Here is a 21,657-nt window from a genome sequence, read left to right on the forward strand (position 1 = left end):
ACGTGTGCTCGCGAAGGGCTTGTACAGCTTTGGATGCAAATTCGTCATCCTTATGGGTGCACTATTCATACCAAAGCGACAACAATAGCAACGCGGATTTTGCTTTGCCTGCGGCAAAGTTTTTTGACACAAAGGCACAAAGACACAAAGGCACAAAGTCCTTCAAATCGAAAATGGGTTCTGGTATGGCTTTGTGCCTTTGTGCCTTTGTGCCTTTGTGGCTATTTTGATTTCATCACGCCGAAGGCGGGACCAAAATCCGCGTAGATCCACGTAGATCCGTGGCATCGTACGTTGCTATTATTGTCGCTTTGGTGTGGAGATGGATGGGAGGTATAAACCCCACTTCTCACTATCATTAAGCTGACTTGTTGAAAACCAGCTGATTTTTTACCCGTTTGTATTCCACCGCCCGTTTTTTTGTTCATCCAACCTCTCTTTCAATCTTTCAAAGCGAAGCTTACGAAATTCCTCGTCTGCTTGTTTTCGTTCTTCAGCCGTCATCGTACTTCTGAAAACAAAACTTTCGACAATTTCTTCATCGGATAATTCCTTTCGCAAATCCTCGTATGTTGGTTCCTTTGTTTTAGTCATCGCCAAGATATTTGTTGATTAAGGTTTGTGAAAAAGGGCTTTCAATAGCTAGATACCTTCCATGTCTAGGCATTGGCACTAACGACATTTAACATTTTGTAACCGCCCGTTTCAACGGGTGGATCCAGGCACCACCACTCATCACATCTAACATCCTTCCAGAGGCTTGCATCATGAAAATGTGACAAATGCGGGCCTCTGGAAGGATGTTAGATGTGATGAGTGGGCGGGCTGGAGCCCCCGACTAAAGGCGGGGGTTACAGGATGATAGATGGGTTGGGGGGTAAATCCCCAAACTCAGGCTTCTTTTTTTCATTACTTTATTTTATTACTTTGCTCGTATTTAAACTTCAACTGGCTTTCGTATCCAAGAATGTAATCACACAAAGCGCCAATTTTGTCATACTTTGGAGAACCTCGACCAACTAATTTGTAGATCTTTTTATTACACTTTTTTGCTTCAGGTCTATTGCCCTCTAAAATATATGCATATCCATCCAACACATCCTTGCTTGTCTTAAAATCCTCTTCTGTCCAAAAGTTGAATTCATAAATCATTCTCTCCAATTCATTCCATTCTTCTTTGTCTATCCTGATTGCATATTCTTTACAATCAGGGTACAATTCTTCTTTAGTTATGCATTTTACAGCGATTGAATATACACCATTTTTATTCACAAATTTCACCGATTTTCCATATCCAAACGAAGAATAAAATTGCAGGTGATATGCTCCGTAATTGATTCCTTTTACTGATTTTTCGCCAAATTTTTCAAGCAGGTATTTTTGAAAATCGAATGCTTCTTTTGCCAATGAAGTATCTGAAACTTCTTGGTATATTTCGTTTTCGAACTTTGAACAATCTTTATTTTTTTGGACATTCCCCTGGCATCTAAACAGAATTATTGAAATAAAAACCAGACAAAAGCATTTTAATTTCATATTCATTTTTTTCTTCATTTCAAATGATTTATGCATGCCGCATTACAATTATTTCAAATGACAATATAACAAATTACAACTTATCCAACAACAAACAACCTTTTGAATCTTCCAATCAATTGAACTTTAGATCAAATTCCCGGCATAATATCTGTTTCTCAGCCCCCCAAAAAAATCCCCCTCAAAAAATTCCCCCCTACACCTTAACTTTGGCCAACTCATTTTTCCACCCTCAACCAAAACAACCATGACCCGATTGATTCTCTTCCTCCTGCTCATGAGCTCCTTGAGTGCAAGCCTATTCGCCCAAGATGAGCCCCAAGACCTGCTCCCCGCCGACTTCCACCTCGGTCGTCGCGAAGCCTTGCGCAAATTGTTGCCGCCCAAAGGTGTTGCCGTATTTTTCGCCAACCCGGTGCGCAACCGTTCCAACGATGTAGACTATCTCTACCACCAGGATCCCGATTTTTACTACCTCACTGGGTATCAGGAGCCCAATGCCATGCTGATCCTATTTGCCGACGAACAAACCGATGACAAAGGCAACAAGTACACCGAGTTGTTTTTTGCCCAAAGCCGCGACCCACTCCGCGAGCGTTGGGATGGCAAACGCCTCGGACCGGAGGGTGTCAAATCAAAATTGGGCATCGCCAATACCTTCGACCACAAAGAATTTAAGGATAAAAAAATCGATTTTGCCGCCTTTGACAAAGTGCTCTTTTTTGACTTCAAAAACGATGTACGCGACGCTGGCGGAGAGGCCGATTTGTACGACTTGATCCAGCAATTCCGGGACAAAGCGGGCATCCCTAGCAATTACAATGGGGCCAGAGAGACCATGTACGCCCAATTGCGCGAAGTTACCGAGGAGAATTACAAGCAGGTGGCGGAAAGTGTCTTTGCCCGCTACGGCCGCAACCCGGGCATGCGCAATGACGAACACCTGCAAGCCTTCATCAAAGCGGGTTCGGGTAAAGAAGCCAAAAAGATTGTCGCCAAAATCCCGGCACTGCCCAAAAACCTGGATGCCAGTTCCTTGGGTGGCAAAATGGGGCAATTGCGCATGGTCAAATCCGATGCCGAGCTAAAGTTGCTGCGCAAAGCCGTAGATGTATCCTGCCAAGGGCAGGTGGAAGTGATGAAAGCCATGCACCCTGCTATGTCTGAAATGGAAATCCGAGGCATTCACGAGTTTGTTTTCCGCCGGTACGGTTCGGAATATGAGGGCTACCCTTCGATCGTAGGTTCGGGGCACAACTCCTGCGTGTTGCACTACGTGGAAAACAACCGCCAAAGGGTCTCCACCGATTTGGTGCTCATGGACCTGGGCGCGGAATACCACGGCTACACCGCCGACATTACCCGCACCATTCCCGCAGATGGCACTTTTTCGGAGGAACAAAAGGCCATTTACAACATTGTCCTGGAAGCACAAGAGGCTGCTTTTAAAGTGTGCAAACCAGGCACAGCCATGCGTGAAACCACCCGCATTTGCCGGGAAATTGCCGACAAACGTTTGGCGGAACTAGGTTTAATCAAACCCGGTGCCCAGCATGAGTATTTCCCTCACGGGGTTTCCCACCACATTGGCCTGGATGTACACGACCGCAGCACAGGCGCGCCGATGGCGGAAGGCATGGTCATCACTGTGGAGCCGGGCATTTACATTCCGCCAAATAGCCCTTGTGATCCCAAGTGGTGGGGCATTGGGGTACGCATTGAGGATGATGTGCTGATTACCAAGGATGGGTATGAGTTGCTGTCAAAATCTGCGCCACGGACAGTGGAGGAGATTGAAAAAATGATGGCGCAGCCGAGTCCGCTGGATGCGTTTTTGTTGCCGAATTTGGACAAGAAGAATTAATAATAAACTTGGATCGCTCTGTATCTTTGAGAAAAGGACCAAAGCGGCATTTTTTAGCACAAAGGACACAATGGCAGCACAAAGGACACAAAGTTAGACGTTGACGAAGTCTACTGCCCAAAACGAGGTAAACAGAAATACAAGCTCAAGAATAAGGCATTGTCAACGTCATATCTTTGTGTCCTTTGTGCTGCCATTGTGTCCTTTGTGTTCATTGATTATTTGTGATACTTATCTGATACTTTCACCCAAATTTGTCCTCGTATGAGAAATCTACTCAGTTTACTTTTTCTACTCGGTGTCTACTTGTTGAATGCCCAAAATGTACCCGTGGACTACTACCCTCCCACCCCGGTACCCGATCGCATCATCACCAGTTGGAAAACCGATCCCAGTACTTCCTTTTCCGTCAATTGGCGTACATCGGTAAGTGTCAGCAAGGGAGCAGGGCAGATTGCCTTAGCCAGCCCCAGCCCCGATTTTGACAGCATCAAAGTGACCGAGGCAGTGAGTGAAATGCTGGTCAGTGATATGAGTGCAGCACATTACCACTCGCTCAATTTCACCGGCTTAAAACCCAATACGCTGTATGCCTACCGCGTTGGCGATGGTATGAACATATGGAGTGAATGGGTACATTTTCGCACCGCAGAAGCCAAAGAAGCCCCATTTTCCTTCATTTATTTTGGCGATGCCCAAAATGACCTGAAATCAAAATGGTCGCGCACCATTCGCCAAGCCTATAGCAATTTGCCCAAAGCCGATTTTATGCTGCACGCCGGGGATTTGATCAATGTGGCCCAACGCGATCAGGAATGGGGGGAATGGTTTTATGCCGGAGGTTGGATTTATCAAAACATCCCCAGTATCGTTACTCCTGGCAACCACGAGTATCCACGCATCAATAACCAAACCGCACTGAGCAAACATTGGCGGCCTTCCTTCACTTTGCCAGAAAATGGCCCGGCTGGATTGGAAGAAAGTGCTTATTACGTCGACTATCAAGGGACCAGAGTGATTTCACTTAACTCTACCGCCTACCTCTATTTTGATAAAGACAGCGTCAGTCAGATGATATGGTTGGATCAGGTGCTGAAAAACAACCCCAACAAATGGACCGTCGTGACCATGCACCACCCGGTGTTTTCGCCGGCTGGTGACCGAGACTCTCCGGCTTTGCGCAGCGGCTTCAAAACCTTGTTTGACAAATACAATGTGGATGTGGTGCTCCAGGGACACGACCATACTTATGCGCGGGGTGGCAACAACTTGCCCAGCGGTGCAACGGTGATTGACTCTACCGGGCCAGTTTATGCCGTATCGGTAAGTGGGCCGAAGATGTACTTGTCCAACTTGTTGACCTGGATTGATCGGGCGGCGGTGGAAACACAATTGTACCAATTGGTGCATGTCAACAAAGACACCATGACCTATGAGGCCTACACCACAGTCGGCGAGTTATACGATAAATTTCAATTGATCAAAACGGGGAATGGGCGGAAGAAATTCATCGATATGACGCCTCCTGGGGTGAAAGAAAGGATTGAATTGACGACGGCTCGTTTGGAAAAACTCAATGCAACGGAACGGGCCAAATGGACGGAGCGCTTCAATGCTTACAAGGCTCGAAAGCTGGCGCACGAGGAGGCGATAAAGGCGCAGGCAGCGAAAACTAAACAACCAAGCAAACCAAAAAAGAAAAAATAACTACTGAGGTGTCCTTAGGTGCCTTAGGTGGTGAGAAAAAACATACTCTTCGCGCTTGCGCGCAAGGGTTTTTAATTGAACCACCTAAGACATCTAAGGGCACCTCAGTTGTTATTACTTGGTCAAGTCCTTGATACGGATGTTCCGGAATTTAAGGATCGAGCCATGGCCCAAAAAGCCAATATGTCCCGAGTTACGGTTCAATCCCGGGTGATCCTTGTGATCCAGGGTGCCATTTTTAGAAGCTTCCTTCATGTCACCTTCCACAATCACGGTACCATTCAAGGTTACCCGAATAAAGTTGCCTTTGACGTATACTTCTTCCTGGTTCCACTCCCCTACTGGCTTGAGGAAATCACGCTTGGCGGGCATTACACCGTAAACCGAACCATGGTACTGGTACTGTTCCAATTTGGCGTAAATCGGAGCGGTATTGTCCAGAATCTGGATTTCCTTGCCCACGTAGGCAGCATCCCCTTCCAGTGGCGCGTGAATACCCAGACCATTGTTGGCACCAGGAGTCAATTGGAACTCAAAGCGGAAAATGAAGTCTGAATATTCCTTTGCCGTGTACAGATTGCCCCGGTTCTGGGTAGCAGTTGGGTAAATGGCCAGGGTGTAATTGTCCACCACGTAATCCGTTTTGTTGCCTACCCAGTTGTTCAGGTCTTTCCCGTTGAATAAGATGTCAAAATTCTCCTTCTTTTCATCTGCTGTCAGTTCATAAGCTTGGTTGGTTTCGGTACCAGAGGCCGGCAAAGTGGCCAGATAAGTATCGATATCGATTAGTTCGTATTGGCTATCGGGGCCATCCAAAACCTTGCGGGCACGCTCCAGCGCGCTGCGCACGGAAGGGCCAGTGAGGCCAGGTTTGGCATCGGCGGTAGGCAGGGCGATCTGCATGACCGAGCGACTAGCCGTAGCGGCCAAATCGGCATCGTCAAAATACCGGCTAGCCGACATCAAAGCAGCCAATCCACGCAAGCGACCAATCGCACGAATAATGTTAAGCTTGTCGTTTTTGGTCTCCACTACCAACATACTTTCGTGCAGAATCGACAACTTTTGCTCATCCGACCAGTCGGAGCGGTTGAGTTGATTGATCATGGCATTAAAAGCCCGGCTGTGGTAGCTGCTCAAGGCTGGAGTTTGGCGAATTTTCAACAAGCTGCGAATGGCATCGCTGTTGTTCCAGTTGCACAAGGCTGTAAAGGCCGCTTCTTTTTCCGCCGCAGTGCCTTGTTCAAAACTGGCATTGACTTTTTCCAGCGCAGGTTTATCCGCTACGTAAGCCAAAAGTGGAATGGCTTTACTTTTGTTGCTGGTGTAGGCTTCATTAACCGCAGCCGTGCCGCTGGCATCCAAAGCTGGAACAATGGCCGCTTGTACTGCCTTGACTTGTGATTCTTTATTGGTTTTTTCCAGCAGTCCCAACAAACTTTTCAGGTTGGCAGGAGTGGCCAAACGCGCCAAAGCCTGATACGCTCCATTTTGCACCATCGTGTCCGCAGCCTGAGTAAGCGCTACAACATTGTCAAAGTAAGCACTAGCGCGGCGTTCAGCAATGATTTGCACCAAAGCCACCTGGGCAGCGGGCGAAGCGGCACCTAGTTTATCCACCAGGAGTTTGCAATTGTCCTTGTCTAACACTTGCAGCAGAGCTTGTTGCGCAGGCATTACTTCCTCTTTGGAGGTGGCCTTCAACAAATAATCCAGCAGGTTTGGGGCGAACTTTTTGTTACCGGTCAAGGCCAAGGCATTGGCAGATACACTACGCACCGCAGCGTTGGCGGAGCTCAAGCCAGGCAACAAACGTTTTTCCAAAAAAACGGGATCTGACTTGGAAACCGCTGCCAGCATAGCCAAGATTTCACCTTGAGTATCGGCCGTAGCTTTGCTGTAAATCGCTTCCCATAGTGGTTTCACCGTTGGCTTCTTGAGGGAGCTAGCGGCAATTTTCAGCACTTCCCGGCGATATTCAGCATCAAAACGGTTGAGTTCAGCATTCAAGGTTTTGACGGCCAGTTCGGCATTGGCCCAATTCAAAGCTTTGAGGGCAGCCAGGCGATAGTGCTGCTGCTCTGTTTTGATTGTGATTGCCAGGATGTCGTTAGCCAACTTGCTGACCAGAGCGATGTTTTTGGGGTGCTGCAATTGTTTCAGGTATTCCATCAATGCACTCGCAGCTTCGGTTGGATCATTTTTAAAATCCACCGCTTTGGCTTTGTTCAACAAAAGGGAATAGGTTGACCCTTCGCCCATCAAAGCCAGGCTCCAAAGTGCTTGTTTTTGAAGGGCCGCATCCGTACTGGAGGCAAAAGCCAGAATGGAAGGAATAGCAGTCTTTGCCTTCAACTCGCCCAGGGCCTCAATGATGCGGTTTTGCACGGCTGGTTTGGCCGCTTTTAGGGCAGCGACCAGGGCAGGCTGTACATCAGGGGTACGAATGGTCACCAAAGCGGCGATGGCTGGCGCATACAATGCATCGTTGGAAAAATAGGCACTCAAAGGTTTTACACTGGCCGTAGTGCCCACCAACTGGATATTGCTGATGAAATAGGCTTTAACTTCGTTGTCTGTCGCCTTGGTCAATGCTTGTAAAAAGGCCTTTTCAATGATGGCTTTATCCACCGGTGTTTTGGCATAGTGGGTCAACAAGGAAACGGCATAGCGAGGGGCAACCCCGGCAGCCTGGCCATTAGGCACTACCTGAGTGCAAACCAGATCGAGTCCTGTGGCACCAGTGGCCAGCAATTCGGCGTAGGTTTTTTCAGCGGCCTGGTTGCTTTTGGCAGGCAGGGTGGCGAGGATGTCGGCGATTTTGGTGGGGGTGTTGGGCTGGGCGAAGAGGAGGAAAGGACTCAGGAGCAGAAAGAGGCTCAGGAGTTTTCCCCAGGGCTGAGATCGGGGGCTTCGCCGCGACTGGTTCTCCCACGATGAACTTCCCCACGACTGAAGTCGTGGGTTGGGGCCGTGGTGGTGCCTCCCACGGTTGAAACCGTGGGTTGGCGGCGGGGTGGATGTTTGATGGTTATGGTTAGGCATCGAAGATATGGATGGATGTGGTTTCATAGTTGGTTTTTGCAGTGATGATCAGATTTTCCAGGGGCCACGCATGGGCTGGTTGATGAGGCGGTTGGCGGCTTCATCGTTGATGAATTCCTGCTTGAGGGGGTCAAACTGGAGGGTACGCCCCAATTGCAGGGCTATTTTACCCATGTTGACTACCGTACAGGAGTTGTGGCCATTGATTTCATTGAGGGCAAATTTTTGACGGGTTTTCACCGATTCACTGAAGCTGGTCACCTGGGGCGCCGGATCGGGGAAGCTGTCAATCATTTGCAACAAGTTGGGAATGGTAGATTTAAAGCCTTTGTAGATTTTCCCTTTGGGCCCTTCGATGTAGGCTGCATCCGGGTTTTTGTTTTCCCCATCCAGAATGATTTTGCAACCATCGGCATAAGTGAAGGTGATTTTGCGCCAGGTGCCTACGGCATCGTCGTGCTGTTGGGGGCAATCAACTTCTACTTTGACTGGACTGGTGTTGTCCTTGCCCAGGATGTATTGGACGGGGTCGATGTAGTGTTGTCCCATATCCCCGAGGCCGCCACCGTCGTAGTCCCAGTAGCCCCGGAAAGTGGTGTGCACGCGGTGAGGGTTATAGGGTTTGTAAGGAGCTGGGCCCAGCCACATGTCGTAATCCAACTCGGAGGGTACGGGCATGGGTTCCAGGTTGCTTTTGCCCACCCAGTAAAATTTCCAGTTGAAGCCGGTAACCCCGCTGATGTTCACCGTCAATGGCCAGCCTAAAACACCACTTTCAACTACTTTTTTCAGTGGTTTAACGGTGGTATTCAGTCCATAAAATTGGTCGGTAAAACGGAACCAGGTATTGAGGCGAAACATCCGGCCGTATTGCTCCATGGCTTCCACCACCCTTTTGCCTTCGCCGATGGTGCGGGTCATCGGTTTTTCACACCAGACGTCCTTGCCAGCCTGGGCTGCCATAACCGACATTACGCCGTGCCAATGCGGCGGGGTAGCAATGTGAACGATGTCGATATCGGGTTGAGCAATCAAATCGCGGAAATCGGAATAAGCCCGAGCCTGGCCATTTGATTGGTCAACGGCCATTTTGAGGTGCTTTTTATCGACATCACAAACGGCAACGAGTTTGGTGCCTTCATAACCAAAATGGCCACGCCCCATACCGCCTACACCAATGATCCCTTTGGTGAGGGTGTCACTCGGAGCTAAAAAACCCTTGCCCAACACGTGACGGGGGACAATGCTAAACGCGCCCAGGGCCAAGGCGGAATTCTTGATGAAATTGCGACGAGATCGCAAGTGATTCGTTTTGTTTTGGTCTGCTGACATACACTGTATTTTGATAGAGTAAGATAGGCAGGTTTTGGAAAAAGTAGGGATGGAAGTTTAGCCAAATATTTTCCCTGAAATTTTGAACGTTTCCCTCATTGCCGTGTAAACCCCAAAAAATCCATTATTTATGTCAAAAAGCAACCTTTTGATAGTCTGTCTTTTTTTGTGCGCTTTATTCAGTGTGAACTCTTTTGCCGCCAGTGGTGATTTTGAAAACCGCCTACGGCAAGCCGAAATAATTGGTGACAAAAGCCAGGTCGAGTCCATTTGTAAAGAGTGGTATGCCAGTGGCCAGTACTCACCCGGCGTATTGAACTGGAATTACAATGCCCTGATGTCGGTCGAAAAAGACGCGATTATTTTTACCCAGCAAGAAAGTGACACCTATCCCGCGCTGTTGTTGCAGCATGCCCTGAAAGTTCGGCCCGATGTCAAGGTTTTGGGTATGCAATTATTGGAAAACCCCGAGTACCGGAAATTAGTCATCCAGGATCAGCAGCTGCACTGGATCGCGGTGGAGGGAAGTTTGAGTGATTTTTGGAAACAGTTTTTGGATACCCGCAATCAGGTTTTTTTGCAAAAAACGCCCATTTATTTTGGGGTCATGACCAATAAAAACCTCTTGTTTGCTGACAAAGCGCGTTTGTACCTTACCGGCCTGGCGCTTAAATACAGCCTCCAAAACATTGACAATGTGGCGATGTTGCGCGAGAATTTTGAACAACGTTTTCGCCTGGATTACCTGGATTTTTCGCTGCAACCCGAAAAAGATCCCGCTTTGATCGCGCGTTTGAACCTCAATTATGTGCCTGCGTTGGTGCTCTTGCATCGGTATTATGCCGCCAAGGGAGCTTTGCCACAAGCCAATCGGATGCAATCTTTGGCTTTGCAGGTGGCCAGGGCTGCCGAGCGGGAAACTGAGGTCAGCGCCTTGTTTTTGCCTGAAAAAACCGCAACACCAATTGTGTCCGCTATTTCCGTAAAAAACCTGGATAAAGCGGTGCGCGTGGTAGCGCCCAAACTGTATGCCTTTGAAACTGAAGTGACCAATGGCCAATACGAACTTTTTTTGCAAGATTTGTTGAAAAACAAAGACTTCGATCAAATTGCCCAGTGCCGCATTCATCCAGTGGATTGGCAAGCTTTGTTACCAGAAAACCTGAGCAAAATGCCCCTGGAACAAGTTTTCAAAAATGGCAACCCTGCCGGTCCCGAAACCCCGGTACAGAACATCAGCCACGAGGCAGCCCAACGCTATTGTGCCTGGATCACCCAGGTGTACAATGCCTCAGCAGAAAAGAAAAAATTCAAAAAAGTGCTGTTCCGTTTGCCTACCGAAGCAGAGTGGGAAATGGCCGCAGCCGGGGGGCGCAAGGATGTACAATTCCCCTGGGGAGGGCCTTTCTTTCGAAATACGAAGGGCTGTTATCTGGGGAATTTCAAATCGGTTGAGCGTTGTAAGGATTGCCCCAACCAAGATGGAGACAATATTGATGGAGGCATTTTCAGCGTCACGGCCACTTCCTATTTCCCCAATGATTTTGGATTATACTGTGTATCCGGAAATGTAGCAGAAATGATTCAGGAATACGGTATTAGCAAAGGTGGCAGCTGGAAGGATCATCCAGAAATGGCGCACATCACCGCTAAAAACACCTATACGCAGCCAAGTCCCAGCCTCGGTTTTAGGGTCTTTATGGAAGTCATCGAAGAATAGTGGCGGATGTTTAAAAAAGCGCTGGAACAATACAGTGATGAAGCCCTCATGCGCGAATTGGCAAAGGGCAAACCACAGGCATTCGGGGTCTTGTACGATCGGTACGGACCCCGAATGTACCGTTATTTCTACCGGATGTTGTGGCAGGATGCGGCCAAAGCCGAAGATTTTACCCAGGAATTATTCCTGAAAATCATTGAAAAGCCACAGTCTTTTGACCCATCCCGCAATTTTTGTACCTGGCTGTACACCCTTGCGGCCAATTTGTGCAAAAATGAATACCGCCGCAAAAAGCCCGGCGAATTAGGGGAGGTGGATCAGGGAATTTTATTCGAAAATTTCTCTGAAAAAATGGACCAGCGATTATTCGATCAACAACTGCGTCGGGCCATTGATCAATTGAGCGCAAACCACCGGCAATGTTTCATTTTACGGTACCAGGAAGAACGATCCGTGGCTGAAATTGCCGCAATCATTGGTTGCCCGGAAGGGACCATCAAATCACGCCTGCATTACGCTTTGCAGCAAGTTAGTCAACATTTAGAAGCCTGGAAAACCCACTGAAGTATGGACATGAAGATTGAAGATTGGGCGATGAAGCGAGACTGGGTGGCATTAACCCACGCAGAACAAACACAGGTGCTGGCCAAAATGAGCCGTGAAGAGTACCAACACTTGCATCAGCGCATGCAAGGCATCAAGGCATTGGATGTGGAGGTACAACCACCTGCACAGTTGCGGGCTCGATTGATGGATCAGTTGGCCGTTCAGGAAAAAATGGGGAGCCCCAAGGTTTGGTGGAAACGGCAGATTCCACTCTGGCAAGCCGCAGCGGCCATTCTGCTAGGGGTGCTAAGTACGTTTTGGATAAGTAGGTCGGAGCCAAAGGTAATTGAGCCCAGGGTGGTGCAGGTCCGTGATACTTTGCTACAAGAAAAACTAGTGTGGAAAGAAAAAATAGTGCAAAAGACCGTCGTGGTTTACCGCGATCGGGATAGTGTTCAGGTGGCGCCTAATGGGCCGAAAGGTGTTTCATTGGAAGATGCGCCGGAATTGCTAGGGTTATTTACACAAGCCGAGAAATGATCAAGGCAGCGCGCTGTGTAGACGCACAGCCGTGCGTCTACACGCTGGTTCCAAACACCAAGAGACGCACAGCCGTGCGTCTCTACAGTGCGGCATACATTATTTTCACAAAATGTCCGACTCCTGTTCGTGAACATCCGCCATGCGGCTCACATAGAAATAGAACATCACCAGGCCAGCACCCACAAATAGCAGTACTCCTGCAAAATAGGCTACGTCATCGTCCATCCCTATGGCATCAAAAAAACCTCCAAACAGAAGTCCGATCCCAGCCATCAGGGCCACTATCCCGTGCTTGAGGGAACGCAGTTTGTCAACCGCATTGCGGCGAAAAATGCTGGCATCGCGCCCTGACTCAATCAATGCCAAACGAATTTTGGTCCGGTGGCTAAAATACATGTAGAAAAAAACGATGGCGGCGATAAATGGCCACACGATCGCGTTAATGGCAATGGCAACTTCGGGTCCGTGCATATTTTTCTTTTTAATACTTTTTTAAATGTTGAACACTTTTTTTGACGGAGTCACCATCATCCCTGGTTACAAAAAAGTCGATTTTTTTTCGAGCTTTGTGCCCTAAATTTATTTCTGACATGCGCATCATTGGCAATATAGACCACCCTGTCCTTAAAATCACGGTTTTTAAAATGGAGAACCGCATTTCTGTCAAGTTTGAATCGGGTTTGTACGAGCAGACTTACAAGTTCAGGATTGGGGAGGGGATTGAGAGTTTTGAAGATGTACAAAAAGTAGTGGATCCACCTTTTCAGGCACAGGTGTTGCAATTGCTCACCAACATGCACGAATTGAAAAATCAGGCCATTGCACGGAATATCGTTCAGGAGGAAGAAGAAGAATTTGATCGGATTATTTAGTGCTACCCGGTGATTTTCCGAGAAACTTCACTTTTTGATAGATTTTTCCCAGCGCAAGTTCATGTCCTCCGATCTGAATCATTTGATCCAGTTGATTGTATTCTTGACTTTTCCAAAAATCCTGTTCCCGCTGGTACAAGGTTACAAAGGGTTTGTGCTGGTGCACCAGTAAAATGTAATTCAGGGTAGGACAAAGTTTGTAGTTGGGTAATTTTTCGGTGTAATCATAATCCATGGTGCCATCTGAAAACACCTCAGCAACCAAAAATGGATTGATCACAGATTTGTAGGTTTTCTTTTTGGCCCGATGAGAGACAAATTCAGGGTCAGTCTCTAAGACAGTAACATCTGGTTTATAGTGATGGCCGCTCTCCTGAATCAGGACGCTGAGGTTGCTTCCGTATACCCTCGCTGTTTCTTTTTCTTGAAAAATCACGTTGAGAAACCAGATCAAATTGCCACAAATCAACTCATGTGCATCAGTAGGGGAACCCATATGAACCAAATTACCTTGTGAATATTCTACTTTAAAAGGTGCTATATCTGCAAAAGCAAGGTATTCTTCAAAAGATGCAGGAACGCGGAAAGGATCTCCCTCTTCGTCCAGGTAAGGCAGCAAGCGTGAGTGAATATTGGATTCTTGCGCAGTAAGCATAATTTCTTTTTTTCAAAAATACATCAAAAAAAATGTTTGCGCAAGCGCTAACGGGGATACTCCTGCAAGAAGTTCTTGATGAACCCCTGCACCACTTTTAACCCCATATTGAAGTCCTTGTTGTTATTGACCACCAAGTCAGCATGTTCAACGTGTGGTTGCACGTACTTCTCAAAACTGGGCATAACGTGGTTTTCGTAGCGGTACAACACATCATCGATGGGATAATTGCGCTCCATTTGATCTCGGCGGATCCGGCGAATGACTTTGAGGTTTTCTTTGGCGTGTAAGAAGACCCGCAAATCAAGTAAGGCATTGATTTTGCGGTAATGAAATACAAACAAGCCTTCTACGATGATCACCGGGGCAGGTTTAAAAACCAGGGTTTTGGGGTTGGCTTGTTCGTTGTTAAAGGTATACTCTACCCGCTCAACTACCTGTCCCGCCAGCAGTTTTTCAATGTCCAGCAAAAAGGATTTTTTGTCAATTGAGTTAGGTAAGTCAAAATTGACTACTCCTTGCTCATCCTTTTTTTGGACCGACCTGGGTTTATAATAGTCATCTTGCGAAATCACACAGACATCGTTATCCTGGAAGGGCTCCCGCAACAGTTTAATAAACGTAGTTTTTCCGGAACCACTGCCGCCAGTAATTCCAATGACCAAAGGTGAGTTCATTTGTTGTTGTTTTTATTGTTTTGGAGCGCCTACTATTCCGACCAGTTCCAGCATGTTTTTTGAAGGATAAGTATTGGCTACGATGGTGATCGGCTTCGCCTGGGGTCCTGCTTTCCCAAAAGTGTCAAATTTCACCTTGATTGTGCCCTTACCACCAGGTTTGATGGCTTCTTTAGGCCATTCTGGCACGGTACAGCCACAAGTAGAATGTCCATTGGTGATTACCAGGGGCACTTTTCCGGTGTTGGTAAACTCGTATTCGTGGGTGACTACTTCACCTTCGGGGATTTCGCCAAAATCAAAATGGTGTTCTTTAAAAGTCATTTTGGCAACATTCACCGTGTCGATCGGTTCAGGTCTTGCGGATACCGGGTTGCGGATAATCTCTGAGTTAAAAACGAGTTCTGGATCGGTAATTTCTTCCACAGCACGTTGATCCTCCTTGGAATTGTTCTGACAAGCGGACAAAAAGAACAGAAAAATGAACAGTGAAATGTAACGCATGGAACTGTTTTTTTAAGAGCTTTACAGCGCAAAATTAACAAACACTGGCTGTAAATAAAGCAAAGCGCCAATGAATATTTACCTGATTGGTTTTATGGGTTCTGGCAAATCTTATACGGGGCAACAACTGGCAACTGCCCTGGATTTGCCTTTTGTAGATTTGGACGAACGGATAGAACAAGCTGAAAAACGCAGCATCGGGCAGATTTTTGAATCGGAAGGAGAAAGCTATTTTCGCAATCTGGAAGCACAGTTGCTCAGGGCAACCGCAGCCGAGGGGCCAGCAGTAATTTCTTGTGGAGGAGGGACACCTTGTTTTCACCAAAACATGGACTGGATCAATACCAATGGCCTGAGCATTTACCTCAAAGCCAGTGTGCAACTCCTGGCCAAACGCCTGAAAAAAGGCCAGGAACATCGACCTTTGATTCGGGGGTTCAACACGACTGAATTGGAGGGGTTCATTGCGGAGAGGCTGGAACAAAGGGAGTTTTACTACAACCAGGCGGAGATCGTCATTGTGCAGGATGACAACCAGTCTTTAGTCCCACAATTGCTTACTTTGTGCGAAAATAGATTGAAAATTTAGAACCAATCAACCTTGGTACTCCGGAGTCAGGGCTTCTCAAGCGCTACCACAACAATGAAAAATCATCACCCTATGCGTAGTGGTCGGTCAAAAATGCACTGGATTTAGGTAAAAGCCATTAGCATTGCCTATCTTTGCCCTTTCAAACCATAAATGACATGACACTCAAGCACTCGCCATACGTGCTATACGCGGATACAGAAGGGAACGTTTTTGAGGACAAGAGCTTATACGCCGTTGGCCGTGCTGGCTGGTACTGTTATCCTGTGCCAGATGAAGACTGGATTGAACTGCCCGATGGTGGCTCTTTATACAATTTGCCCAACCGCATTCCCCTGGGCATTGACGTCAAAACCGGAGAGATGCGCCTCTGCGATCTGGGTTTTGCCGTAGCCGCCTTTGTACCGCCCGCACATACGGGCTTGTTCCTTGCGGCCTACGAAAACCAGCCCGAAGCCCCGACCCTTTCGCTGTTTTGTTATACTGCGGTGGGTTGGTACCGGGGCAAGTTTTATGTACCTGCGGTACGGGTCGAAGCCGACATTCGCCAGGAATGTGCGGGGTTTGACCACAATGTAGTGCAACAGGGGGTTAAAGAACTGCGCAAAGCTTATCCGCACAACCGCCTGGTGGAACACCTCGCCGAAAACTGTGCCCTGACCTATACCTGCCCCGCTGCCCGTAACTATTTCATGGGCCGTTGGGAGTGCCCGGTTCCGGTTTCTCCGGCTTGTAATGCCAATTGTATCGGGTGTATTTCGGAGCAACCTGAGGATGAAACGGTAGTTTCGAATCAGGATCGTTTGCAGTTCAAACCCACGCCTCAAGAAATCATCGAATTCACGGTGCCGCACCTCGAATCCGCCCCTTATCCGCTAATTAGCTTCGGGCAGGGCTGCGAAGGTGAACCCCTGCTGATGTGGGAAACCATCCGTGATGCCATCATCGAAATCCGCAAGTTCACCGATAAAGGTTCGATCAACATCAACACCAACGGCAGCAAACCCGATGCAGTAGAAGCCTTGTGTAAAGTGGGACTGAACAGCATCCGGGTCAGCACCAACTCCCTGCAGCGCCACATTTACACGCCATATTACCGCCCCAACAACTACGATTTTGATGCCCTCGCGGAATCAATCAAAATTGTAAATCGTTACGGCGGTTGGACCAGCATCAACTACTTTGCTTTCCCTGGCCAAACCGACTCGGTGGAAGAATACGAAGCCCTGCGCGCTTTCATCAAGGACACCGGCCTGAAAATGATCCAGTGGCGCAACTTCAACATCGACCCCGACTGGTACTTGGGCCGCATCAATTTGCCGGATTCCGGTGATATTCTGGGCATCAAACAGGTGATGGAATTGATCAAGGAAGAATTCCCAGACATCAAATACGGCTATTACAATCCACCAATGGAGCGAATCAAAGGGAATTTCGAGGTGGATTTTGCCCATTGACAGTATTTAACCTGCAACGGTTTAAGGTCGGGATTGTCTTTCTTTAAAACCACCTCATCATGCGCAAGATATTCACTTTGTGTTCATTGGCTTTTTTAAGCATCAGTATTTCAATGCAGGCGCAAACCAAAGCCAGGCCCAAAGTTGGCGGCCCCTGTGAAGGCTGCAATCTGCTGTTTATGGGCATTCCCAAAGCCATGAACAGTGTGGATACCAGTACAGGTTGGGAGGAAAAAGGGGCCAATAAAATCCTCATCAAAGGGACAGTTTACCAGCAGGATGGCAAAACACCTGCTCCAAACGTAGTGGTTTATTATTACCACACTGATACCAAAGGAAATTATACCCCGAATACATCTGTGCCCAAGGGTGCCGAGCGGCATGGGTACTTGCGCGGTTGGGTCAAAAGTGACAAAGATGGACATTACGCCATTTATACCATTCGGCCAGCATCTTACCCTGGCACGGATATCCTGGCACATATCCACGTGACCATCAAAGAGCCTAAGTTGAAAGAACCTTATTACATTGATGAATTTTTGTTCGACGACGACCCTTTCATGACACCTGAGCGGCGCAAGGGCCATGCAAACCGGGGCGGGAACGGCATCTTAAAATTGGTGAAAAACGGGAATGGATTGTGGGTGGCCAACCACGATATTATTCTAGGTTTGAACATTCCGAATTATCCAAAGTGATGGCTTAACTTAGGTTTTAGCTTTAATCGGTATCCAAATCTCCTCCTCCGACTCCGGGTCGTTGTTCTTGTATTTTTCTCCCAACAGTTCAAAATGTTCGCGATGATCAAGAAGGTACCCAAAATTTGGCAGCCATTCTTGAAAAATGTAGTGAAAAGTTTTTTGAAAGGCACTGGCAGGCCCAATGTGCTGAAAAACCGCATACAAACCCCCAGCCAGTTCATACGTCTCCATTCCTTCCGGGATTGCCTCCAAATCGCTCACCTCCACGGCTGCCCATTTTACAAATTCGATATCCTCCTTAAAACTCGGCGGTGAGTTAAAGATTTGCATGGAGTATAAATTGTTGTCTACCTTGTTTTGGATTTTCATGCGATGGGGCATAAAGCTGCCCCACAACATCCCGGTGCGATCCTGACTAAAACTCATTAGCATTTGCTTCCCCACCAGTTTTTTACTGGGGAGTGTTTCAATTCTTAAAAACATGGGCTTATTTGATTTTAAGTGCTTGATATATTTCGGTTTGGCTGTATTCCTGATGGGCCCCCAGCGGTAATTCCCCGAGGGCAAGGTTTTCAATTTTTACGCGCAACAAACGCAATACCGGAAAGCCCACTTTGGCGCACATGCGCCGCACTTGGCGGTTTTTTCCCTCCTGCAAGGACAACTCCAGCCAGGTTTCCGGGATATTGGCCCGGTAGCGGATGGGCGGATTGCGCTCAGCAACCATGGGTTGAGGTTCCAGTACCTTTGCCTTGGCGGGTATGGTATGGTGTGTTTTTTTGTTGATGCGGATGTCGATACCATTGCGCAGTTGTTGGAGTGCTTCGGCACCTGGACTTCCTTCTACTTGCACCCAGTAAGTCCGCCAATGGGCATGGCGGGGGTCAAGTAATTTGGCATTGAGTTTGGCATCATTGCTCAGCAACAAAAGCCCTTCGCTGTCCTGATCCAGGCGGCCGATGGGATAAACATCTGGAGGAAAGGGGCCCAAATCAGCGAGGGTCAATTGCCCGGCTTCTTCTGGGGTGAATTGACTCAAATAACCATATGGTTTGTGGAGGATGAAGTAGCGAAATTGGCTCAAAGGGCGGATTGTTTTGCCCTCAAAAATAGCAAGACTAAACGGATTTGAAGCAAATTCTATTGAACTGTTGTAACTAAGGTGTTCTAAGGTGCCTAAGGTGGTTCATATAAAACATGTTCTTTTTGAACCACCTTAGGCACCTTAGAACACCTCAGTTACAACACCCTAGCCGTTTTGACATCCGCCCAGTTCCAACCCCGCCAATCCAACTTGGCCTGCCGCTGTTCAAAACGTTTAATTTTCGCCTGTAATTTCCGGTCTACCAAACGAGGATCAAGGTCACTTCTCCGCTGCAACAAAACATGCTCATTCAACAACAAAGGCAAATTTTTATCCGAGACTTCCCGCAACAAAAACGAACAATCAATCGTGTCATGCCGCGCCTGGTGCAGGTTGTAGCGCGTGATGAGCACATCCCAATTGACCATACTCGTCAGCAACAAACTGGCGTATAAAAACCAGGCGTTGACTACCCAAAGGTAATACAAGGAACGCCGTTCCTGAATCATCACATACAAGGAATACAGTCCTAAAATGACCAATACCAAAAACCACAAAACGCCCAAACGCTTGTAAGCCAGACCATATTCCGCAATGTAATGGTAATTGCGCCAGGCCACCGACAAAGCCAAAATCGTATTTTGCACAATCCAGGTGTATGCCAGGGTTTTCAGGCTTTGGTTTTTTTGCAAAAAATGCAGATTGCCCCGAAAAAAAAAGGCGATTACCCCCATTGCCAAAGCCAGAGCAGCAATCAGCAAATAAGTACCTTGGTGCACAAACTCGCTCAATTCGGCTGCGCTGTGCTGGTATTGATTGAGCCAGACACCCTTGATGTCGGTGATGTTCACGACCAACAACAAGGCATTCAACAACCCAAAACTCAATACCCCTGAATAATAATGCCGCTTCAAAGCCAGGGTCGGAATGAATATTTTTAGGCCAGGCCTCTTGTGCACCTTTTGGAGAGAATATACTTGCTCTTGTTCGAGCATTTCCGGTGTCCACACCGAAGACCAGATCAAAACACTAATCAGCAACAAACCTTGTAAAAATAAAGCCAGGCTTTTCCAGGGACTGATTTTCGGTAGCCAACTCAACATCAAATCCACCAAGCCCGCAAACTCCGCGTTGGCAAAATAATAAATGGTAAAAAACAAGCCCAACAAACACAGCGGGAGGATGGCCAAATACGTCCAGGTGCTAAGGCTGCGAAAAGCAGCTTCGTATTGCCTTTCCCAACGTCGCCACCAGGTGAGCGGAATGGTCAACAAACTGCTGATGGCCAGCATCAAGGCAAAGCCCAAAAACCGCAACTCGCGTGCCTGAGCAAAACCCAATAGGAGGAAAATCGACACTACATGCGTCAACTGAGCCAAGAGCGAATGCTGCCAAACCACGGCGATGGCACTCAGCAATACCCCGGCCATGGCCAGCCAAATCCGGCGGGCCGACCGCATTTCCGGATACAACAACCACACCACCAGCAACAAAAAGCCGGAGAACAACAGGGCGTTAAGCCCCAACTGTGCCTTCCAAAACAACACAGTATACCAAGTGGCTCCACCGCCCAGCAGCAGGGTAATCCACAATTGGCCATTGAGGCTCCGTACTGGCCAGCTCAGGTTTTCATTGATCATTAGGTTCTTCATATTTATAAAGTACTTTGAATTTCAAAGTTTAGGTCAAAAAAAAAGTTGAAGCTCTTGCTATTCCTTTTTTTCGCCTGCGCTAGACCCATTGGGGTTGCGCAGATTGAGCAATTTTTCCAGCGCATCCAGATGGTCATTAAAAGCCTTGCGGCCCAGCGCCGTTGCCCGGTAAGAAGTATTGGGCTTGCGCCCGATGAATTGTTTTTGCACTTCAATATAAGCTTCCGCCTCCAACACTTTGAGGTGACTGGCCAAACGCCCATCGGTCAAATCCAGCATGGTTTTGAAGGTTGTAAACTCCACCCAATCGTTGACCATCAGCATGGACATAACCCCCAGCCGCACCCGATTGTCAAATGTATCGCTCAAACCTTCGATGAGTACTTTCATGCTTTTGTTGTTAAGGGGCGATGAAAAAATAAGTGTTCATTTTGCCAAAGGATTAGCTAGGCGCTTAAAGTGAATCGTTTACTTGGCAAAATGAACACTTATTTTTTGCCCCACTACTAAGTACGTTCGTATTTGTAGTACATAAATAGGCCATAGGCGATGTGCAAGCCCCCAAATCCGAGGGCCCAGCTCTCCAACCCATAGCCTACGTTAAAACAAGTAATCAGTCCCAGGACGATTTCCGCATAACCCAGTTGCCGAACATCATCCAGGGTATATTTGCTGGCATTGATTAAGCCAAGGCCATAAAACACCAGGGTGCTAGGAGCCACCAAAGCCACGAAACCATGGTACAACAAGGCCAGGACAAATATTCCACCTACCACCACCGGGACAGCCAAACTCAGGATCAAACGCCGGGTTAAGGAATCCCAGATTTTTTGGCCTTTTTTCTTGGCCTCACGGGTCGTGAAATAAATGGCCGACAAAATAGCGAAAACCAAAACAAAAGCAGCATCCAATGCAAAAAACAGCCCCGCTTTGAGTCCCCAACGCTCCAGTTCGGCCAGGTGTTCATAACTCAATTCATGACGGTCAAAACGCCCCAAATACATGGCTGCCAAAGCTGCACCGATCAGTGCACAAATCCCTGCGCTAACCCCGGACAACCCGCTAAGGGAAATAAATCGGGAAGAGCGCTCCATCAGGGAACGAATCTCTTTGAGGGTATCCAAAGATTGTTGGTGCTGCGGTTGGGTCATTTTGAAGTACTTTGAAACACAA

Annotated in this window: 22 protein-coding genes; 9 read left to right on the forward strand and 13 right to left on the reverse strand. The window is 47.7% G+C overall.

The window, feature by feature from the left end:
• Nucleotides 1-390: 390 nt before the first annotated feature.
• On the reverse strand, nt 391-594 hold the full coding sequence (locus ACO08K_RS26645; RefSeq protein ID WP_421799538.1) for a hypothetical protein: 204 nt from the start codon (nt 592-594) through the stop codon (nt 391-393).
• A 315-nt stretch (nt 595-909) separates the two neighbouring features.
• On the reverse strand, nt 910-1,554 hold the full coding sequence (locus ACO08K_RS26650) for a hypothetical protein (RefSeq protein ID WP_421799539.1): 645 nt from the start codon (nt 1,552-1,554) through the stop codon (nt 910-912).
• A gap of 229 nt (nt 1,555-1,783) precedes the next feature.
• Here ACO08K_RS26650 and ACO08K_RS26655 point away from each other — a divergent pair, with 229 nt between their 5' ends.
• Both ACO08K_RS26655 and ACO08K_RS26660 read left to right on the forward strand, forming a co-directional pair.
• Complete coding sequence (locus ACO08K_RS26655; RefSeq protein ID WP_421799540.1) at nt 1,784-3,400, forward strand: aminopeptidase P N-terminal domain-containing protein; 1,617 nt, start codon at nt 1,784-1,786, stop codon at nt 3,398-3,400.
• Nucleotides 3,401-3,664: 264 nt separating this feature from the next.
• Nucleotides 3,665-5,107 (forward strand): fibronectin type III domain-containing protein, encoded by a 1,443-nt coding sequence (locus ACO08K_RS26660; RefSeq protein WP_421799541.1) that lies wholly within the window; start codon nt 3,665-3,667, stop codon nt 5,105-5,107.
• Nucleotides 5,108-5,221: 114 nt separating this feature from the next.
• On the opposite strand, the gene ACO08K_RS26665 is transcribed toward ACO08K_RS26660, so the two are convergent.
• Together ACO08K_RS26665 and ACO08K_RS26670 are read right to left on the reverse strand one after the other, a co-directional pair.
• Nucleotides 5,222-8,152 carry a DUF1080 domain-containing protein gene (locus ACO08K_RS26665; RefSeq protein WP_421799542.1) on the reverse strand — a complete coding sequence of 977 codons (2,931 nt, stop codon included), beginning with the start codon at nt 8,150-8,152 and terminating at the stop codon, nt 5,222-5,224.
• A 48-nt stretch (nt 8,153-8,200) separates the two neighbouring features.
• Complete coding sequence (locus ACO08K_RS26670; RefSeq protein ID WP_421799543.1) at nt 8,201-9,484, reverse strand: Gfo/Idh/MocA family oxidoreductase; 1,284 nt, start codon at nt 9,482-9,484, stop codon at nt 8,201-8,203.
• A gap of 130 nt (nt 9,485-9,614) precedes the next feature.
• Between ACO08K_RS26670 and ACO08K_RS26675 the strand changes: the two genes are divergently transcribed.
• From ACO08K_RS26675 to ACO08K_RS26685, 3 genes are read left to right on the forward strand one after another with little or no spacing between them, the layout of a single operon-like run.
• Nucleotides 9,615-11,204, forward strand: coding sequence for a formylglycine-generating enzyme family protein (locus ACO08K_RS26675; protein WP_421799544.1), 1,590 nt, complete (start codon nt 9,615-9,617; stop codon nt 11,202-11,204).
• Between the two features lie 6 nt (nt 11,205-11,210).
• Entirely contained in the window at nt 11,211-11,768 is a 558-nt protein-coding gene (locus tag ACO08K_RS26680) for an RNA polymerase sigma factor (protein WP_421799545.1), read from the forward strand.
• Nucleotides 11,769-11,771: 3 nt separating this feature from the next.
• The gene (locus ACO08K_RS26685; protein WP_421799546.1) at nt 11,772-12,290 is read left to right on the forward strand and encodes a hypothetical protein; all 519 of its coding nucleotides are present in this window, start codon (nt 11,772-11,774) and stop codon (nt 12,288-12,290) included.
• A 105-nt stretch (nt 12,291-12,395) separates the two neighbouring features.
• Here the strand turns inward: ACO08K_RS26685 and ACO08K_RS26690 are convergent, their stop codons facing one another.
• Nucleotides 12,396-12,764 carry a DUF6249 domain-containing protein gene (locus tag ACO08K_RS26690; RefSeq protein WP_421799547.1) on the reverse strand — a complete coding sequence of 123 codons (369 nt, stop codon included), beginning with the start codon at nt 12,762-12,764 and terminating at the stop codon, nt 12,396-12,398.
• Nucleotides 12,765-12,883: 119 nt separating this feature from the next.
• Between ACO08K_RS26690 and ACO08K_RS26695 the strand changes: the two genes are divergently transcribed.
• Entirely contained in the window at nt 12,884-13,165 is a 282-nt protein-coding gene (locus tag ACO08K_RS26695; RefSeq protein ID WP_421799548.1) for a hypothetical protein, read from the forward strand.
• Here the strand turns inward: ACO08K_RS26695 and ACO08K_RS26700 are convergent.
• The 3 genes from ACO08K_RS26700 to ACO08K_RS26710 are packed head-to-tail and all read right to left on the reverse strand — an operon-like array spanning nt 13,158 to nt 15,001.
• The gene (locus ACO08K_RS26700) at nt 13,158-13,820 is read right to left on the reverse strand and encodes a Uma2 family endonuclease (RefSeq protein ID WP_421799549.1); all 663 of its coding nucleotides are present in this window, start codon (nt 13,818-13,820) and stop codon (nt 13,158-13,160) included. The two genes, ACO08K_RS26695 and ACO08K_RS26700, sit on opposite strands and share 8 nt — an antisense overlap.
• A gap of 47 nt (nt 13,821-13,867) precedes the next feature.
• Nucleotides 13,868-14,497, reverse strand: coding sequence for a uridine kinase family protein (locus ACO08K_RS26705; protein ID WP_421799550.1), 630 nt, complete (start codon nt 14,495-14,497; stop codon nt 13,868-13,870).
• A 12-nt stretch (nt 14,498-14,509) separates the two neighbouring features.
• Nucleotides 14,510-15,001, reverse strand: coding sequence for a DUF1573 domain-containing protein (locus ACO08K_RS26710; protein ID WP_421799551.1), 492 nt, complete (start codon nt 14,999-15,001; stop codon nt 14,510-14,512).
• A 70-nt stretch (nt 15,002-15,071) separates the two neighbouring features.
• On the opposite strand from ACO08K_RS26710, the gene ACO08K_RS26715 reads away from it, so the two are divergent.
• From ACO08K_RS26715 to ACO08K_RS26725, 3 genes are all read left to right on the forward strand, one after another.
• The gene (locus tag ACO08K_RS26715; protein ID WP_421799552.1) at nt 15,072-15,590 is read left to right on the forward strand and encodes a shikimate kinase; all 519 of its coding nucleotides are present in this window, start codon (nt 15,072-15,074) and stop codon (nt 15,588-15,590) included.
• Between the two features lie 158 nt (nt 15,591-15,748).
• Complete coding sequence (locus ACO08K_RS26720; protein ID WP_421799553.1) at nt 15,749-17,047, forward strand: radical SAM protein; 1,299 nt, start codon at nt 15,749-15,751, stop codon at nt 17,045-17,047.
• A 59-nt stretch (nt 17,048-17,106) separates the two neighbouring features.
• Entirely contained in the window at nt 17,107-17,745 is a 639-nt protein-coding gene (locus ACO08K_RS26725; protein ID WP_421799554.1) for an intradiol ring-cleavage dioxygenase, read from the forward strand.
• Nucleotides 17,746-17,754: 9 nt separating this feature from the next.
• Here ACO08K_RS26725 and ACO08K_RS26730 read toward each other — a convergent pair whose 3' ends face one another.
• The 5 genes from ACO08K_RS26730 to ACO08K_RS26750 all read right to left on the reverse strand — a co-directional run bounded on the left by ACO08K_RS26730 (nt 17,755) and on the right by ACO08K_RS26750 (nt 21,635).
• Complete coding sequence (locus ACO08K_RS26730; protein WP_421799555.1) at nt 17,755-18,231, reverse strand: GyrI-like domain-containing protein; 477 nt, start codon at nt 18,229-18,231, stop codon at nt 17,755-17,757.
• Nucleotides 18,232-18,235: 4 nt separating this feature from the next.
• Nucleotides 18,236-18,832, reverse strand: a complete 597-nt coding sequence (locus ACO08K_RS26735; RefSeq protein ID WP_421799556.1) for a pseudouridine synthase — start codon at nt 18,830-18,832, stop codon at nt 18,236-18,238.
• A gap of 155 nt (nt 18,833-18,987) precedes the next feature.
• A complete protein-coding gene (locus ACO08K_RS26740) occupies nt 18,988-20,484 on the reverse strand; it encodes a DUF4173 domain-containing protein (RefSeq protein WP_421799557.1) in 1,497 nt (498 codons plus the stop codon).
• Between the two features lie 57 nt (nt 20,485-20,541).
• Complete coding sequence (locus ACO08K_RS26745; RefSeq protein ID WP_421799558.1) at nt 20,542-20,874, reverse strand: winged helix-turn-helix domain-containing protein; 333 nt, start codon at nt 20,872-20,874, stop codon at nt 20,542-20,544.
• 116 nt (nt 20,875-20,990) lie between these two features.
• Nucleotides 20,991-21,635 (reverse strand): hypothetical protein, encoded by a 645-nt coding sequence (locus tag ACO08K_RS26750; RefSeq protein WP_421799559.1) that lies wholly within the window; start codon nt 21,633-21,635, stop codon nt 20,991-20,993.
• Nucleotides 21,636-21,657 lie beyond the last annotated feature (22 nt).

The organism is Haliscomenobacter sp., assembly GCF_965225875.1.
Classification (GTDB): Bacteria; Bacteroidota; Bacteroidia; order Chitinophagales; family Saprospiraceae; genus Haliscomenobacter.